We start from the raw sequence: 15,378 nt of genomic DNA, 5'->3' as shown, positions 1-15,378 counted from the left end.
CCAAGCCGATCCTTCAGCATGGCAAAGTCTACCTAAAAAGTCCCCAAATGCCCGGCAAGATTCAGTCCCTTACAACCCCAATTCCCTCCAAATCTCATCAATCTTAGCCGTAACCGCAGGGTCTTTTTTGATTACCCGTCCCCATTCTCGGTCGGTTTCGCCCGGCCATTTGTTGGTTGCGTCCAAGCCCATTTTGCCGCCGAGTCCGCTGACGGGGCTGGCGAAGTCGAGATAGTCGATGGGCGTGTTTTCCACCAACACAGTGTCGCGCACGGGGTCCATGCGCGTGGTTACAGCCCAGATGACTTCTTTCCAGTCGCGCACGTTCACATCATCATCGACCACGATGATGAATTTGGTGTACATAAACTGTCGCAGGAACGACCAGCAGCCCATCATCACGCGCTTGGCGTGTCCGGTGTACTGTTTTTTCATGCTGACCACCGCCATGCGGTAGGAACAGCCTTCGGGCGGCAGGTAGAAATCGGTGATTTCGGGGAACTGCTTTTGCAAGAGCGGTACGAACACTTCATTCAACGCCACGCCCAAAACGGCAGGTTCATCGGGCGGTTTGCCCGTGTAGGTGGAGTGGTAAATCGGGTTTTCGCGCATGGTGATGCGTTCGACCGTGAACATGGGGAAATGGTCCTGCTCGTTGTAATAGCCCGTGTGGTCGCCGTACGGGCCTTCCAACGCGGTTTCGTTCGGATGGATGACACCTTCCAGCACGATTTCAGCGCGTGCAGGCACTTGCAAATCGTTGCCGATACATTTCACCAGTTCCGTCCGTGAACCGCGCAGTAATCCGGCAAACTGGTATTCGCTCAAAGTATCGGGAACGGGCGTTACCGCGCCCAAAATGGTGGCGGGGTCGCAACCGAGCACGACGGCGACGGGATACGGCGTATCGGGATTGAGTTTGCGGAACTCCTGATAATCCAACGCGCCGCCACGATGCGACAGCCAGCGCATAATCAGCTTGTTTCTGCCGATGAGTTGCTGGCGGTAAATGCCGAGGTTCTGGCGTTTTTTGTGCGGGCCGCGCGTGACGGTCAAGCCCCATGTTACCAGCGGAGCAACGTCTTCCGGCCAGCAATGCTGAATAGGAAGTTTATATAAATCAACGTTTTCACCTTCCCACACGATTTCCTGACACGGCGCGTTTTTCACCACGTTCGGCGCCATGCTCCAAATGTCTTTCAGCAGCGGCAGCTTGGAAAACGCGTCTTTAATGCCTTTGGGCGGTTCGGGTTCTTTCAAATACGCCAGCGTCTGCCCGATTTCGCGCAGCTTGGACACGCTGTCCGCACCCATGCCCATCGCCACACGTTCGGGCGTGCCGAACAGGTTCGCCAACACGGGATAATCGTAGCGCGTACCGTCGGGCTTAATCGGATTTTCAAACAGCAACGCCGGCCCTTCGGCACGCAGCACGCGGTCGGCGATTTCGGTCATTTCCAAATGCGGGGAAACGGGATGCACGACGCGCTTGAGTTTGCCCTGCTGCTCGAGCATGGCGATGAAGTCGCGTAGGTCTTTGTATTTCATTGGGTTACTTTCTAATTTAAGGCTACCTGAAAATGTGGATGGCGTTTCAGGTAGCCTTTATAGCCTATTTCCCGTGCAACACCCGCTGGGCGGCTTCGATTTTGCCGGCGAGGATGTCAGGCAGGGTGGCGATGGATTTGTCGATGGCGTCTTCGATCAGTTCCTTTTCTTCGCGGCGGGGTTTTTTCAGCACGTAGTTCACGACTTCGTTACGGTCGCCGGGGTGGCCGATGCCCAGGCGCAGGCGGTAGAAGTCGGGGCTGCCGAGGCGGGCTTGGATGTCTTTGAGGCCGTTGTGGCCGCCGTTGCCGCCGCCGAGTTTGAATTTGATGCGGCCGGGTTCGAGGTCGAGTTCGTCGTGGATGACGAGGATTTCTTGCGGCTGGATTTTATAAAACGAGGCAACGGCCTGCACGGATTGGCCGGAGAGGTTCATATAGGTTTGCGGCTTGAGCAGGCGGATTTCGCCGCTGGGGCGGGTGCTGCGGATGAGGTGGCCGAAGAATTTCCTGTCGTCTTGCCAATGGCTGTGCCATTGCTGGGCGAGTTGGTCGAGCAGCCAGAAGCCGGCGTTGTGGCGGGTGTCTTCGTATTCGGGGCCGGGGTTGCCGAGGCCGACGATGAGTTTGATGGGCATGGGTTTTCCTTGTTGGTTCAGGCTACCTGAAAAAGAGTGGGCTGTTTTGGCGTGGCTGAAGCTGCGCTTTCAGGTAGCCTCTTTGTCTAGTGTGAGGTGCGGCAGGGCGAGGTAGGCTTCGGACTGCATTTCGGTGAGGCGGCTGGCGCTGCGCACGAATTCGTTGGCGAAGTCGCCGTGGGTATAGATTTGTTCGGGCGGCACGGCGAGGCTGGCGCTGAGTTTGACGCGGTAGTCGTAGAGTACGTCGATGAGCCAGGTGAGGCGGCGGGCTTCGGCGCGTTCGGTTTCGTTGAGCTGCGGGATGTGTGAGACGAAAATCATGCGGCTGGTTTCGGCCAGGGCGAGGTAGTCTGCTTGGGAGCGGGGGCCGCGGCACAGGGCGTCGAAATGGAACCACAATACGCCGTCGGCCTGGCCTTGGGTGGGGATTTCGCGGCCGAGCAGGGGCAGGCTGCCGGGCAGGGGGGCTTGGCCGGTGTGGCGCTCGAACAGGGCGGCGAGCTGGGCTTCGCTTGCGGCATCGTCGGGGATGAAGAAGATGTCGGCGGGGCTGAGGCTGCGTTGGCGGTAGTCTTGGCCGCCGTCCACGTTGAGGATGTCGAGGCTTTTTTCGAGCAGGGCGATGGTGGGCAGGAAGCTGCTGCGGTTTTGGCCTTGCGGGTAGAGCCCGGCCGGCTCGTAGTTGGAGGTAGCGACGAGCACTACGCCTTCGGCCAGCAGGCCTTCGAGCAGGCGGCCGAGAATCATGGCGTCGGCGATGTCGCTCACGTGGAATTCGTCGAAGCAGAGGATTTGGGCATCGCGGGCGATGTCGCGGGCCACGGCTTGCAGGGGGTTGGCTTGGTTTTTGTGTTCGCGCATGCGGCGGTGGGCTTCGGCCATGAAGGCGTGGAAGTGCACGCGGCGGGCGGTGCCGGGCGGCAGGCAGCCGTGGAAGGCGTCCATCAGGAAGCTTTTGCCGCGCCCGACGCCGCCGTAGAAATAGAGGCCTTTAGGCGGCTGGGCTTTTTTGCCGAAGAGTTTGCCCAGCAGGCGGCCGCGCTGTTGGCGGTGGGCGTTGAGCTCGTGCCAGAGCTGGTCGAGGCGGCGGATGGCGGTTTCTTGGGCGGCATCGCGGATGAAGCCGGGCTGCTTGGACGCGGCCTGATACCAGCTCAGGGGGCTGTGGCCGGCGAAGGGGGGCGGGGTGAATGTGGTCATGATGTGTGTTTGGAGGGTTTCAGGTAGCCTTTATATCGAAAATGCTGCTTACTTCCTACGCCGTTGGTTGTTGCCCGGCATGGAAATAAGTGTTTCCGCTATAGGAGGCGGGATGGATGAAAAACTGCGCTATTGTGCCTGATATGGCGGGGGATGAACAGGTGTGATCGGGCGGGGAAGCGGACGGGCTATGGCTGAAATGCCTCGTTTTCATATCGCGTTGGCTTAACTTGCCGTGCTGGCTGCGGTGCGCTGCTTGGGATGAAGAAATCATTATTCAGGCTATAGATAGCCGCCAGATTGAAGGCTACCTGAAAATCTTTATTCGTTTTCAGGTAGCCTTTTGTATGCTGCACTGCGTTGGGCTTAGCGGATGCTTTCCAATGCCTGTTGCAAGTCGGCAATCAGATCGGCGGTGTCTTCTAGGCCGATAGATAGGCGGATGAGGCCTTCGCGGATGCCGGCTTCGAGTTTGGCTTGGGGCTCGAGGCGGCAGTGGGTGGTAGTCCAAGGGTGGGTGATGGTGGAGCGTACGTCGCCGAGGTTGGCAGTTTTGGAGAAGACTTTAACGCGGTCGATCACTTGCCAGGCGGCGCTCTGCCCGCCTTTGAGCTCGAAGGCCACCACGATGCCGCCGCCGGATTGCTGCTTGGCGGAAAGCGCGGCTTGAGGATGGTTGGGCAGGCCGCTGTAATACACTTTGGCCACTTCGCTGCGTTTTTCCAGCCATTCGGCCACAGCCTGCGCCTGGGCGCTTTGTTTTTCGACCCGCAGCGGCAGGGTTTCGCAGCCGGAGAGCAGCACCCAGGCGTTGAACGGGGAGAGCAAAAGGCCGGCGGAGTTGGTGTACATCGCCACTTTTTCCATCAGCTCTGCGCGGCCGCACACCACGCCGCCCATCACGCGGCCGTGGCCGTCGATGGCTTTGGTGGCGGATTGCACGGACAAGTCGGCGCCGAATTTGAGCGGCTGCTGCAGGGCGGGGGAGCAGAAGCAGTTGTCTACAGTGAGCAGGGCGCCGTTGCTGTGGGCGATTTCGGCCAGCGCGGCGATGTCGGCAACTTCGTTGAGCGGGTTGGACGGGGTTTCCACAAACAGCATTTTGGTGTTGGGCTTCACGGCGGCGCGCCAGGCGGCGGGGTCGGTTTGCGGCACGAGGGTAACTTCGATGCCGAAACGGGTGATGTGGTTTTGGATAAAGCCCAGGGTGGTGCCGAACAGGCTGCGGCTGGTGACGAGGTGGTCGCCGGCGGAGAGGAAAGTGAGCAGGGCGGCTTGGATGGCGGCCATGCCGGTGCCGGTGGCGATACCGGCTTCGCCGCCTTCGAGCAGGGCGATGCGGCGGGCAAAGGCGGAAACGGTGGGGTTGGCGGTGCGCGAGTAGGTGAAGCCGGGTTTTCTGTGGGCAAACAAATCGGCGCCGTCGGCGGCGGAATCAAACATGAAGCTGCTGGTGAGGAACAGGGCTTGGTTGTGTTCGTTGTAGTCGGTTTGCTCTTTGGCGCCGCGGATGGCGAGGGTTTGCGGATGAAGCGGTTGGGTCATGGTGTCTTTTCCAAGTGAATGAATAGGGAGGATGGGGTTTTCAGGTAGCCTCAATTCTGCCTGATCAGGCTACCTGAAAAGCAATTTTCGTGCGGTTGGAAACACGATAGCAAATAAACAATGCGATAAACGGCCTTAAGCATACTCTTTTTGCCTGCCGCCGAAAACCCGCTGCCTAAGATAACCAAAGCTGGCGGGCAAAATTGCCAATCAGCAGGCACAGCAAAGCCATAAAGCCATAACGCAGCCAGCGGCTGCCACCGAGCACCGCCAGCTTTGCACCGCAGAAGCCGCCGGTTAGGTTGGCTGCCGCCAGCGGCAGCGCCCAATGCCACAGCACATGTTGGCTGGGGATGAAAAAGCTCAGTGCGGCCAGGTTGGTCATCAGGTTGATTACCTTGGCGCAGGCGGTGGCGGTGAGGAAATCGTAGGCAAAAAAGCGCACGAACACGAAGGCCAGCAGGCTGCCCGTGCCCGGGCCGAACAGGCCGTCATAAAAGCCGATGGCCGCACCAAATGCCATGCCCAGCAGCATTTCGCCCCGCGTGAGCGCGTGGGTGCGCTCGGTTTGCCCCAAATCTTTGCGGAAGAAGGTGTACACAAACATCGCCACCATAATCACCAGCATGCCCGGTTTCATATATTGCACCGGCACATAGGCCACCAGCTTTGCGCCGGCGAACGAGGCGGCAAAGGCCAGCACGCCGGCGGGCAGCAGCATTTTCCACGGCAGCTTCAGGCGGCGGGCAAATTGGCCGGCGGCGGTGAAGGTGCCGGCGAACGAAGCCGCCTTGTTGGTGCCCAGAACGGTGGGCACGGGCGTGGCGGGCGGCAGCACGCCGAACAGCGCGGGCAGCTGCAACAGCCCGCCGCCGCCAACGGCCGCATCCATCAGCCCGGCTAAAAAGCCGGTGATGAGCAGCAGGATAAAGGGAAGTTCCATGGGTTTCTCCGTTGATGATGGGGCAGGGCGGCGTTGCGACGCTGCCGTTTTATTTGTCTCTTTTAGATTTCAGGTAGCCTTAACGGCCGCCGGGGGGGAACGCTTGCTTCCGCTCACAGCCGCACGTTGTGGCAGGCTTCGTACACTGGCAGCAGGCGGTGCAGGGTTTCGACTAGCCAGGCCGTGCTGTCGGCCTGCCCCAGTTGGTCGCGCTCCAAGTGGCGGCCGAGGCAGAGGAAGTCCTGCGGGCTGCGCAGGGCGAAGGCTTCGGGCGGGGCGGCGGCGATGGCGGGGTAGTCGGCGTATTCGCTGTCGTTGCCATGCCAGATTTGGAAGTCGGCAAATTCGGCATGCGGGAAATCGGCCAAAGCCTGTTGGTAGCAGGCCAGCGGTAGGGTGGAGCGGGCGGCGCGGTATTCGTGCCATTCGAGGCTGGCGGTGAGCCGGCGGCGGTTGAGCAGCAGCGAGAGGATGACCGCCGTATCGGCATGGGTTTGATATTTGAAATAGGCGAAAAAGTGGGCGCGCACCTGCCAGCCGTTGCACCAGCGTTCGATATGCGGCGGGGCAAAGCCTGCGCCCAATTCGGCGGCTACCTGCAAAATCAACGTGCGCCACACTTGCCACGCGGCTTTGTAGTCGGCCTTGGTTTGCGCTTCGGTTTCGGGCTGGTATTGGCGGATTTGGGCGAACTGGAAAAACGGGCGTTGGAACAGGTCGCAGCTTTGCGGGGTGAGCATGATGGAGTGGCGGCTGGCAAGAAAGGTGGAAAGGCTACCTGAAAAATGGGGTTTTAGGTAGCCTCAATGAATGTTGGGGCTGCCTGAAATCGGTTTTTGAACGGGAAATGGGAACGGGCATCCGTGTTTTATTAGACATACGATAAAAGGCTACCTGAAACCTTTTTCAGGTAGCCTTTCCGTTTTATTTCTCCAGCGCGGCTTGCAATCTCTGTTCCAGCACGTCGCTGTCGAAGGATTTGGCGATCACTTCAAAGCGGCTGTCGCGCCGCCAGGCCACTTGGTTGGCGCCCCATTGGCCTTCGCTCCAGTTGAGCCACACCCAGCTGCCGAGCACTTGGAACACGCCTTTGGCGCGGATGAGGCCTTCGCACAGTTTGGGCAGGTCGTTGAAGAATTTGGTGAGCTTTTCGCCATCGAAGCTGCTGCCGGCGGGGAAGGTGTAGCCTTGCGATTGCAGGCCCATGCTGTTGTCGGGCAGCTCTTTGATGCGGTAGCGGCTTTTTTCCACCACCGGGGTTTCCAGCAGGGCGATGTCTAAATAAGCATCGGTGGTTTCCAGCACGGCGGCTTTGGGCGGGAAGAGCTGGGCGGCTTTGCTGCGGAAGGCGGCCATTTCTTCGGGGCTGCACACGTCGGTTTTGTTGGCGATCAGCACGTCGGCCACGCTCACCTGGTCGCGGTAGAGCGGCTGGTTGGCGTAGTCGGGGTTGGTGAATTGGCGCGGGTCGACCAGGGTAAATACGGCGCCGATATCCAGCATTTGGTCGAAGGGTTTGGCGCGCAGCTCGTCGATTACGCTGGCGGCGTGTGCCAGGCCGCTGGCTTCGATGATGATGCGGTCGGGCTTGTTGCCGCTCACCATGCGGTTGATGGTGGTGCCCATCTGCGCCCCGGCCACGCAACACAGGCAGCCGCCGGCGATTTCGGCCACGGGAATGCCGTTGTCGCTCAACACGGCGCCGTCGATGCCGATTTCGCCGAATTCGTTCACCACGATCACCCATTTTTCATCGGGGCTTTTCTGCTCCATCAGGTGGCGCAGGGCGGTGGTTTTGCCTGTTCCCAAAAAGCCGGAAAACAGATGTACTTTTGCTTTCTTTATTTCTGACATTGTTTGCATATTCCTGTTAAAACAACATGTTCTTCTTTTAGTTTAAACCCGCCTGCGGCCACGCCGGCGCACAGCGCCTGCCATTCGCGGGAGAGGGTTTGCTCATCGGTGTTGCCGCACTCGGTGCACACCAAAATGAAGGCGCTATGGTGGTGTTGCCGCTCGTCGCTGCTGTGGCAGTGGTCGTCGCAATGGTGGCGGGCATGGCTGCATAAAACATAGCCGTTTACTGCGGCCACTTTGTGCAGCACGCCGTGTTCGGCCCAGAAATCGAGCGCGCGGTAGGCGGTGGGCGGCGCCACCACACCGTTGCTCTGCTGCTGCATTTGCGCCAGCACGGTGTAGGCCTTAATCACGCCTTCTTGCCGCAAAACGATATCCAACACCTGCTCGCGCAGGGCGGTAATCTGCAGGCCTTGCTCGCGGGCGCGGGCGATGATGGCGGTTTTGTAGTCGGGTGCAGAGTGCTTGGTCATGGCTGCTTCCTATTATTATTGGCTGGGGTGGCGCACAACGGCGAGCGGGTTGAAGCTCTGCGCCACCGGCATGATTTCGATGCTGTTCACGTTCATGTGCGCGGGGCGCTGGTAGAGCCACAGCACGGTGTCGGCGATGTCTTCGGGGCGGATGTAGTCCACGTTTTTATATAAATCAGCGGCGCGTTGGTCGTCGCCTTTGAAGCGCACGTTGGAAAATTCGGTGTCGCCGCACAGGCCGGGCTCGATGTTGCTCACGCGCACGCCCGTGCCGGCCAAATCGGCGCGCAGATTCAGGCTGAATTGGCGCACATAGGCCTTGGTGGCACCATACACATTGCCGCCGGGGTAGGGGTAGGTGCCGGCCACCGAGCCGAGGTTGATTATATAACCACTGCCGCGCGCCACCATGCCGGGCAGCACTTGGCGGGTGAGGTAGGTGAGGCCGATGATGTTGGTTTGAATCATGGTTTGCCAGTCGGCAAAATCGGCTTGATGGGCCGGGTCTAAACCCAATGCCAGGCCGGCGTTGTTCACCAGGCAGTCGATCTGGGCAAAGTTTTCAGGTAGCCCTTTGAGCGCGGCATCTACCGAGGCAGTATCGCCCACATCCATTTGCAGCGGCAGGAAGTTGGTGCCCAATTCCGCGCGCAGTTCGTCCAGTTTGTCGGCACGCCGCGCCGCGCCGATCACGCGGTAGCCCGCTGCGGCGAGCGTGCGGCAGATGGCCCGCCCGAAACCGGCCGATGCGCCGGTGACCAAAATGCTCATGATTGCCTCCGTTGTGCTGGATTGCTCGATATAGCCGGGGTGCTCCTCTATACCTGCGGCATTGGCTCGCTTGGCAGGAATAAATAACGGCTTTGGCTAAAAGCAATAGTATAACACCGGCAGCTTGCCGGCAGCTTTAAAATGGCAGCAAGGCTGAGCAAACCAACTTAACTTTCGCTACAGCGTTGGTTTGCCTTGCCGTACTGCTGTACTGTCTGCGGTTTGCCGCCTTGTCCCATTCTTATTTCTAATCCACTATATTTTCAGGTAGCCTTTGGCGGAGTGCAGTATTCTGCCCAATAGCGGTGGGCGGCGGTATAAGGCTACCTGAAAACCGTGCTAGAATGCCCGCCTTTCGCATTTTGGCCAAAGGCTTGTTGATATGGCACGTCATCCCTACCGCCGCCTGCGTTCGGCACGTTTCGCCCTGCCCGAAGTGGGCATTTCCGAACATGGCAACATCCGCTCGCTGCATTTGGGCAGCGAAACGGTGCAAAGCTCGATGAATGTGGATTACCCCGCCGAGCTGGTGCTCTCCTACAGCCGCGCCATGATGGCCTGGCTCCTGTTTGCCGAAAACGTGCGCCACATCACGCAAATCGGGCTGGGCGGCGGCTCGTTTGTGCGCTGGATCGATGCCCACCTGCCCGAGGTGGCGCAAACGGCGGTGGAAATCAACCCGCAGGTAATCAGCGTGGCGCGCGGCCTGTTTGAATTGCCGTTTGAGGGCGAAAAATTTGAAATCATCGAGGCCGACGGCGCGGAATACATCAAAACCCTGCGCGGCGGCACGGATATTTTGCTGGTGGACGGCTTCGACGGCGTGCAGATTATCGATGCCCTGGTGGCCGAGCCGTTTTTTGCCGACTGCCGCACCGCCCTGAGCGACAACGGCATTTTCGTCACCAACTGGTGGAGCGGCGACAGACGCTATCCGCTTTTCCTGCAACGGCTTGCGCAGGTGTTTGAACAGCGCGTGTTGTGCGTGCCCGCCGAAACCCACGGCAACGTGGCCGTGCTCGCCTTCCAAAACCAAGCGCCCCAGCCGCTGGCGGCACTGCAGAAAAAAGCTGCCAAGCTGAGCGAGCAATACGGCCTGGACTTCAAAACCATGCTGCATCAGGCGCACGTGCCGCCGGACAGCACTTGGCAGTGGCTGCGTTGAGGCTGGCGGCTATGACAAAGGCTACCTGAAAAGCATTTGTGCGGGCAGCGAGTGCCAGACTTATCGAATGAAATAAAGGCTACCTGAAAAACTATATGGTTTTCAGGTAGCCTTTTAGTATGCATTATTTATACGGCTGCGGCGGTGAAGCGTTGGTGCAGATGCGCTTTCTGCTCCACATCATCGGCAATCGCAATGGCCAAATCTGCCACGCTGATGCCGGCCGGCATCTCGCCCGCCATCAGGAGTTCATCGCCGCCCAGGCGGTATTGGCCGGTGCGCTCTTCACTGAAGCCGCCGTCGGCGCCGAGTCGGGCGGGTGGGGAAATCATCGCCCAATTCACATCGGCGTGTTGGGTTTGCAAGTCGCGCAGTAGGTTGCGTGCGGCGTTGGCGCCGTCGAAAATTTCTTTCGGGAATTCCGGCGTATCAATCAGCTGCACACCGGGCGCCACGAACAGGCTGCCTGCGCCGCCCACCGCCAAAAGATAGGGCACTTTTGCCACTTTGGCTGCCGCTAGGATGGCTGCGTAGCCGGCGGTGAAATCGCGGCCGATGTTCGGATTGGTCCAGCCCGGGTTGAACGCGCTCACCACCGCATCAAAGCCGGAGAGCTGTGCGGCAAAATCGGCCGCATGCACATCGGCCTGCACGGCTGTTACATTTGGCGCGGCCAACGCCTTACCTGTGTTGCGCACAAAGGCGGTTACCTCATGCCCGCGCTCGGCCAGCTCGCGCACCACGGCGTTGCCCACATAACCAGTTGCACCGATTACAGCGAATTTCATATTTAGCTCCTTAAGTTTTGTTGATTAATTACGATGGAGCGCATTCTAAATGCGTTCATTTCGCTTGATAATCCGCTGTAAACTGTTTACGCTATGAAGCTCAGCTAAACAATGGAGGCCGTCATGACACAAAAAAACCTGTATTTAGGCCGCGAGCCCGAGCAATTCACCCCCGGCCAAGAGCTGGTGTTGGAATCTTTTTTCGAACAAAGCCCCTACGGCGTGGTGTTTGAAGACGATTGCGGCACCGGCTATTTCTATGCCGTGCACCAAGAGGAAGGTATCCTCGATGCGCTGCATATTTATAACGTGGAAGACGTGGCAGACCGCCATATCCCATCCGAAATCAGCATCCTATGGAGCGAAGACCTCGGCCTGGTCGCGCTTGATATCAACGGCTATATCCACGCCGTGTTCGATTTTGCCGCCCATGCCGGCTACTGCCGCAACGCCTTTCCCGAGGCTAGCGGTGATTGGCTGTGCGAGCCCAACCGCCTGCTGAGCGATGAGCTGCTCGACCAACTGTTGGGCGCATAAACCATGCACAATCAAATTGTTCAGGCCGGCAACCGCTTCAGCCTGTCGTTTGCCGGTTTAGGCGGCCATGAACACTGCTTTTTCTCGCAATACGCCCCAACCGGCCATGAGCTGGCCAAAATCATCCGCCGCATCATGCGGGAGGAAAATATCAAAAATGTCGAGCTCGCTGCAGAGCAAGACAGCCTCACGCTCAGTGCTAAAAAACGCCGTCCCTTGGAAAGCATCTGCACACAGCTTGAGTTTGAAATACGCGTGTTTGAAGGCAGCGCTTATGCGGTGAAGACAAAAAATTTGTTTAAATAAACTGTTATGGATGATCTCAAACCCCTGCTCGCTTTCGCCGCCGTGCTCGAACACGGCAGTATGAACGCCGCCGCGAAAGCCTTGGGTATGACCCCGTCTGCGGTGAGCCAGCACATCAGCCGGCTGGAAAAGCTACACGGCGTGAAATTATTGCACCGCAGCACCCGCCGCCTGGCCCCCACCGATGCCGGCCAAGCCCTAGCCGCGCATTGCTGCCGCCTGCTCGCCACCGTGCAAGATACCCACACCGCGCTCGACGGACTGAAAACCGATGTTGCCGGCAGCGTGCGCCTGGCCGCGCCCACCGGTTTAGTGAATGCTGCCGCTTTTCAGCACGCCTTGCGGCGCATCCGCCGCGAACATCCCGCCCTTAGTCTGGAATTGCACTTTGGAGAAGCCGTTGCCGAACTGCGCGAAGGCAGTATCGACATCGCCCTGCGCGGTGGCGACCGCGCCTTGGACGAGCCAGACTTGGTGGCCCGCAAGTTGGTTGAATGGCGCTGGCAAATTTGCGCTGCTCCGGGCTGCCTGAAAGCCGCTCCCGCCATTACCCATCCTGCCGATTTAGCCGCCCACCCTTGGGTGTACCACCTGCTGCCGCACATTGAGCTCTCACGCGGCAGCGAACGCTACCTGCTCAGTATTGATCACGGCACGGTGTGCAACCAGCTGGCCGCCGTGCGCCACTTGTGCGAGGCCGGCCTCGGCCTTGCCCTGATTATTGCCGGCGAAACCCGTGATGCCGTTGCCCAAGGTCGGCTGCAAATCCTCCTGCCCGAGTGGCAGCTGCCTGCCGTTACCCTCTATGCCGTAACGCCCCACCGCGTTCAAGCCGCCCGCACCGCTGCCGTGTTGCGGATCTTGCAGGAGAGCTTTATGGAGGAGTCGGAGGCTACCTGAAAAATACGTTGGGGTGCAGATAGGAGGTATTGATGATCCGCGTGGGTAAGCAGTTGCCCAGCTCAACGGAGAAGTCTGCACAGAAGAAGCAAGGATGGTGGCCGAATTGTTTGCGCGTTGGCGGAAATGATATGATGTGTAGCCGTTGTTCATAACGGAGCTGCCGCAGGTTTCTGCCAAGTCAGCTTGCATAAAATATCAATGTAATGAAAAGGAAAAATATGATGTTACTGAGCAATATTGAAACCGTTCCCGGCCGCACCATCGTCCGCCATTTGGGATTGGTTCAGGGTTCGACCGTGCGCGCCAAGCATGTTGGCCGGGATTTTATGGCGGGTTTGAAAAACTTGGTTGGCGGTGAACTGAAGGGCTACACCGAGCTTTTAAACGAAGCCCGTGATGAGGCGATTGCCCGCATGATTGAACAGGCGCGTCAGGCCGGAGCCAATGCCGTGGTAAATGTGCGTTTTTCCACCGCATCCGTAGCGGCAGGGGCTGCCGAAATCTTTGCCTACGGTACAGCTGTGGTTTTGGAATAGGGGGGCTGCGATGTCGAACGACAACGATGGGTTCTCCATTATCCTGCTGCTGGTGTACCTGTGGCCGATTTGGCTGCTGCTGATCACCTATTTCCCCGGCCGCCATATTGAGCGGAAGCATTATGCCGATATAGAGGCGCGGGAAGCTGCGCTGCGGCATATCATGGTCATTGCCGTTAAAAAACCGCCGCAGGATTTCAGCGGCGGGGAATTGGTTTATGCGGGAGTTGTGGTTTCCAGTGATTATTTCCGCCGTATGCTGGCAGCGTTTCGCAATTTTTTCGGCGGCAATATCCGCAGCTACGAAACCTTGCTCGACCGTGCGCGGCGCGAAGCCGTACTGCGCCTAAAAGAACAGGCTGCAGCGAAAGGGGCAAATGCCGTGTTGAACTTCAAATTGGAAACGGCCTCTTTGGACAACATCTATCAACCGCAACAAGGCGGTGTGGTAGGTACGGTTGAAGTTTTGGCTTATGGCACGGCAGGAGTGCTGTCTTAGCCGGTTCAGTCTCTACATAATTGATGCCAAGAACAAAAGGCCGTCTGAGTTTTTCAGACGGCCTTGTATTTTTGGCTAAACCGAATTACAGCCAGCATCGGGTGGGTAGTTATGCCCACATACTCTCGTTCAGGCTACCTGAAAGCACCGCTTCAACGAAGTTAAAAACTGCGTGGGCATAAACGCCTATTCTGCAAAAATCCGGCAATTATCGTTTTTCAGGTAGCCTTTAATGAACAAGGCTACCTGAAAAACGCTACAAATATTGTTTGCTCAGATACACGCTCACGAGCAGGCCGCTGGGGTGGTGTGGGCTTTGGGCCAGTTCGATGCGGCCGCCGTGGCGTTCGGCGATGGTGCGGGCGATGGAGAGGCCGAGGCCGGTGCCTTCCTGGCCGCTGCCGAGGATTCGGTAGAAGGGGTCGAACACGCGGCTGCGTTCGGCGGGTGGGATGCCGGGGCCGTTGTCTTCGATGCGGAAGATGATATGGCTGGGTGTTTCTTCGGCACTCAAGTCGATTTGGCTGCCGGGTGGAGTGTAGCGGATGGCGTTGTCGGCCAGGGTTTTGACAAGGGTGTAGAGGTCGGCTTCGTTGGCGTGGAAGACGGGGTTGGCGGGGCTGGATACGCCGAGGTCTTGCTCTTTGGCTTCAGCCAGGGGCAGGAGGTCTTCGATTACGCTGCGGAAGAGGTCTTGGCTGGACAGGCGCTCTTGGGGGCGCTGGGCTTCGGGGGCTTGGGCGCGGGAGAGGGAGAGGAGTTGCTCGAGCAGGCGGCGGTTGCGGTGGATACCTTGCAGGAGGCTGGCGAGCTGGCCGGCAGCGGGTTCGGGCAGGCTGTTGGCGGCCAGGCGTTCGGCTTGCAGGGAGAGGGCGGTCATGGGGCTGCGCAGTTCGTGGGCGGCATCAGCGATGAAGCGCTGTTGCTGCTGCATGGCTTGGTGGGTGCGCTCAAGCAGGCGGTTGATGGCTTGGATGAAGCCGCGGATTTCATTGGGGATGTTTTCGGTGCTCAGCGGGGCGAGGTCGCTGCTGCGGCGCGCTTCGATGCTTTGGGAAAGGCGGTGCACGGGCTGCATGGTGCGGCGGACGATGAAGATGGTGAGCAGGATGCTGAGGGGGGCGAGCAGGATGAGCGGCATGGCGCTGTTCCAGGCGGCGTGTTCGGCCATGTCTTCGCGGAAGTCGTTTTCTTGGAGCACGGCAACGGGCCCCTGGGGGGTGTGGCGGATGTAGGCGCGGTAGGTGTCATTGCCATCGGGCTCTCGGAAGGTGTGCAGGCCTTCGGGCAGGTTGGCGGGGAGGGTGATGTGGTCGTCATCATCGTCGTCATCGTCATCGTGGGCTCTAGCACGGTCGCCGGCGGGGGTTTGGATGCGGATGTGGGCGTCGCGCTGGCTTTTGGTGTTTTCAGGTAGCCTGTTGGGGTCTATGTGGGCGGCGATTTGGCGCAGGAGGTCGTCTTGCAGTTTGTTGGTGCTGCGGTAGCTGTCGTAAAAGGCAAAGCCGCCGGCCAGCAGAGCGGCGAGCAGCAGGGCAGCACTGAGCGCGGCGGCCAGGCGCAGCTGGATGGAGTGGCGGAAGGGGATGGGGAGGTTCATGGAGTGTCGGTTGGGTGTGGGCTGCAGCTTGGATTTTATAGTGAATTAACAAAAACCAGTACAGCGT

General features: G+C 59.1%; 17 protein-coding genes. 6 read left to right on the top strand and 11 right to left on the bottom strand.

Features of this window, described 5'->3' with window-relative positions:
* Nucleotides 1-69: 69 nt before the first annotated feature.
* The 9 genes from ubiD to HMPREF2541_RS08590 form a co-directional block, all read right to left on the bottom strand.
* Nucleotides 70-1,548, bottom strand: a complete 1,479-nt coding sequence (ubiD, locus tag HMPREF2541_RS08630) for a 4-hydroxy-3-polyprenylbenzoate decarboxylase (protein WP_064103269.1) — start codon at nt 1,546-1,548, stop codon at nt 70-72.
* A gap of 64 nt (nt 1,549-1,612) precedes the next feature.
* On the bottom strand, nt 1,613-2,185 hold the full coding sequence (pth, locus tag HMPREF2541_RS08625) for an aminoacyl-tRNA hydrolase (RefSeq protein WP_003823982.1): 573 nt from the start codon (nt 2,183-2,185) through the stop codon (nt 1,613-1,615).
* A gap of 69 nt (nt 2,186-2,254) precedes the next feature.
* Nucleotides 2,255-3,388 (bottom strand): cell division protein ZapE, encoded by a 1,134-nt coding sequence (gene zapE, locus HMPREF2541_RS08620; protein WP_064086272.1) that lies wholly within the window; start codon nt 3,386-3,388, stop codon nt 2,255-2,257.
* Nucleotides 3,389-3,754: 366 nt separating this feature from the next.
* Entirely contained in the window at nt 3,755-4,933 is a 1,179-nt protein-coding gene (metZ, locus tag HMPREF2541_RS08615) for an O-succinylhomoserine sulfhydrylase (RefSeq protein ID WP_064087809.1), read from the bottom strand.
* Between the two features lie 175 nt (nt 4,934-5,108).
* A complete protein-coding gene (locus tag HMPREF2541_RS08610) occupies nt 5,109-5,876 on the bottom strand; it encodes a sulfite exporter TauE/SafE family protein (protein ID WP_070543138.1) in 768 nt (255 codons plus the stop codon).
* Nucleotides 5,877-5,989: 113 nt separating this feature from the next.
* On the bottom strand, nt 5,990-6,616 hold the full coding sequence (locus HMPREF2541_RS08605) for an HI_0552 family protein (RefSeq protein WP_070543137.1): 627 nt from the start codon (nt 6,614-6,616) through the stop codon (nt 5,990-5,992).
* Between the two features lie 184 nt (nt 6,617-6,800).
* The gene (locus HMPREF2541_RS08600) at nt 6,801-7,730 is read right to left on the bottom strand and encodes a CobW family GTP-binding protein (protein ID WP_070543134.1); all 930 of its coding nucleotides are present in this window, start codon (nt 7,728-7,730) and stop codon (nt 6,801-6,803) included.
* Nucleotides 7,718-8,206: a Fur family transcriptional regulator gene (locus HMPREF2541_RS08595; RefSeq protein ID WP_070543131.1), complete on the bottom strand. Its 489-nt coding sequence runs from the start codon at nt 8,204-8,206 to the stop codon at nt 7,718-7,720. The genes HMPREF2541_RS08600 and HMPREF2541_RS08595 overlap by 13 nt, the downstream gene beginning before the upstream one ends.
* Before the next feature lie 15 nt (nt 8,207-8,221).
* Nucleotides 8,222-8,977 (bottom strand): SDR family oxidoreductase, encoded by a 756-nt coding sequence (locus tag HMPREF2541_RS08590; RefSeq protein ID WP_070543129.1) that lies wholly within the window; start codon nt 8,975-8,977, stop codon nt 8,222-8,224.
* 382 nt (nt 8,978-9,359) lie between these two features.
* Here HMPREF2541_RS08590 and HMPREF2541_RS08585 point away from each other — a divergent pair, with 382 nt between their 5' ends.
* A complete protein-coding gene (locus HMPREF2541_RS08585) occupies nt 9,360-10,142 on the top strand; it encodes a polyamine aminopropyltransferase (RefSeq protein ID WP_070543126.1) in 783 nt (260 codons plus the stop codon).
* Nucleotides 10,143-10,270: 128 nt separating this feature from the next.
* On the opposite strand, the gene HMPREF2541_RS08580 is transcribed toward HMPREF2541_RS08585, so the two are convergent.
* Nucleotides 10,271-10,930, bottom strand: a complete 660-nt coding sequence (locus HMPREF2541_RS08580) for an NAD(P)-dependent oxidoreductase (RefSeq protein ID WP_070543123.1) — start codon at nt 10,928-10,930, stop codon at nt 10,271-10,273.
* 123 nt (nt 10,931-11,053) lie between these two features.
* Between HMPREF2541_RS08580 and HMPREF2541_RS08575 the strand changes: the two genes are divergently transcribed.
* From HMPREF2541_RS08575 to HMPREF2541_RS08555, 5 genes are all read left to right on the top strand, one after another.
* On the top strand, nt 11,054-11,467 hold the full coding sequence (locus HMPREF2541_RS08575) for a DUF2251 domain-containing protein (protein ID WP_070543121.1): 414 nt from the start codon (nt 11,054-11,056) through the stop codon (nt 11,465-11,467).
* Nucleotides 11,468-11,470: 3 nt separating this feature from the next.
* The gene (locus tag HMPREF2541_RS08570) at nt 11,471-11,773 is read left to right on the top strand and encodes a hypothetical protein (protein WP_070543119.1); all 303 of its coding nucleotides are present in this window, start codon (nt 11,471-11,473) and stop codon (nt 11,771-11,773) included.
* A gap of 6 nt (nt 11,774-11,779) precedes the next feature.
* Nucleotides 11,780-12,673 carry a LysR family transcriptional regulator gene (locus tag HMPREF2541_RS08565; protein WP_070543116.1) on the top strand — a complete coding sequence of 298 codons (894 nt, stop codon included), beginning with the start codon at nt 11,780-11,782 and terminating at the stop codon, nt 12,671-12,673.
* Between the two features lie 221 nt (nt 12,674-12,894).
* Nucleotides 12,895-13,212: a YbjQ family protein gene (locus tag HMPREF2541_RS08560; RefSeq protein WP_234404255.1), complete on the top strand. Its 318-nt coding sequence runs from the start codon at nt 12,895-12,897 to the stop codon at nt 13,210-13,212.
* Between the two features lie 10 nt (nt 13,213-13,222).
* The gene (locus HMPREF2541_RS08555) at nt 13,223-13,711 is read left to right on the top strand and encodes a YbjQ family protein (protein WP_070543113.1); all 489 of its coding nucleotides are present in this window, start codon (nt 13,223-13,225) and stop codon (nt 13,709-13,711) included.
* Between the two features lie 256 nt (nt 13,712-13,967).
* Here HMPREF2541_RS08555 and HMPREF2541_RS08550 read toward each other — a convergent pair whose 3' ends face one another.
* On the bottom strand, nt 13,968-15,311 hold the full coding sequence (locus HMPREF2541_RS08550) for an ATP-binding protein (RefSeq protein ID WP_023887319.1): 1,344 nt from the start codon (nt 15,309-15,311) through the stop codon (nt 13,968-13,970).
* Between the last annotated feature and the right edge of the window lie 67 nt (nt 15,312-15,378).

It is taken from the genome of Eikenella sp. HMSC061C02, assembly GCF_001809035.1.
GTDB lineage: Bacteria > Pseudomonadota > Gammaproteobacteria > Burkholderiales > Neisseriaceae > Eikenella > Eikenella corrodens.
Note: the sequence above shows the minus strand (reverse complement) of the source record. Positions and strands in the feature narration are given on the sequence as shown.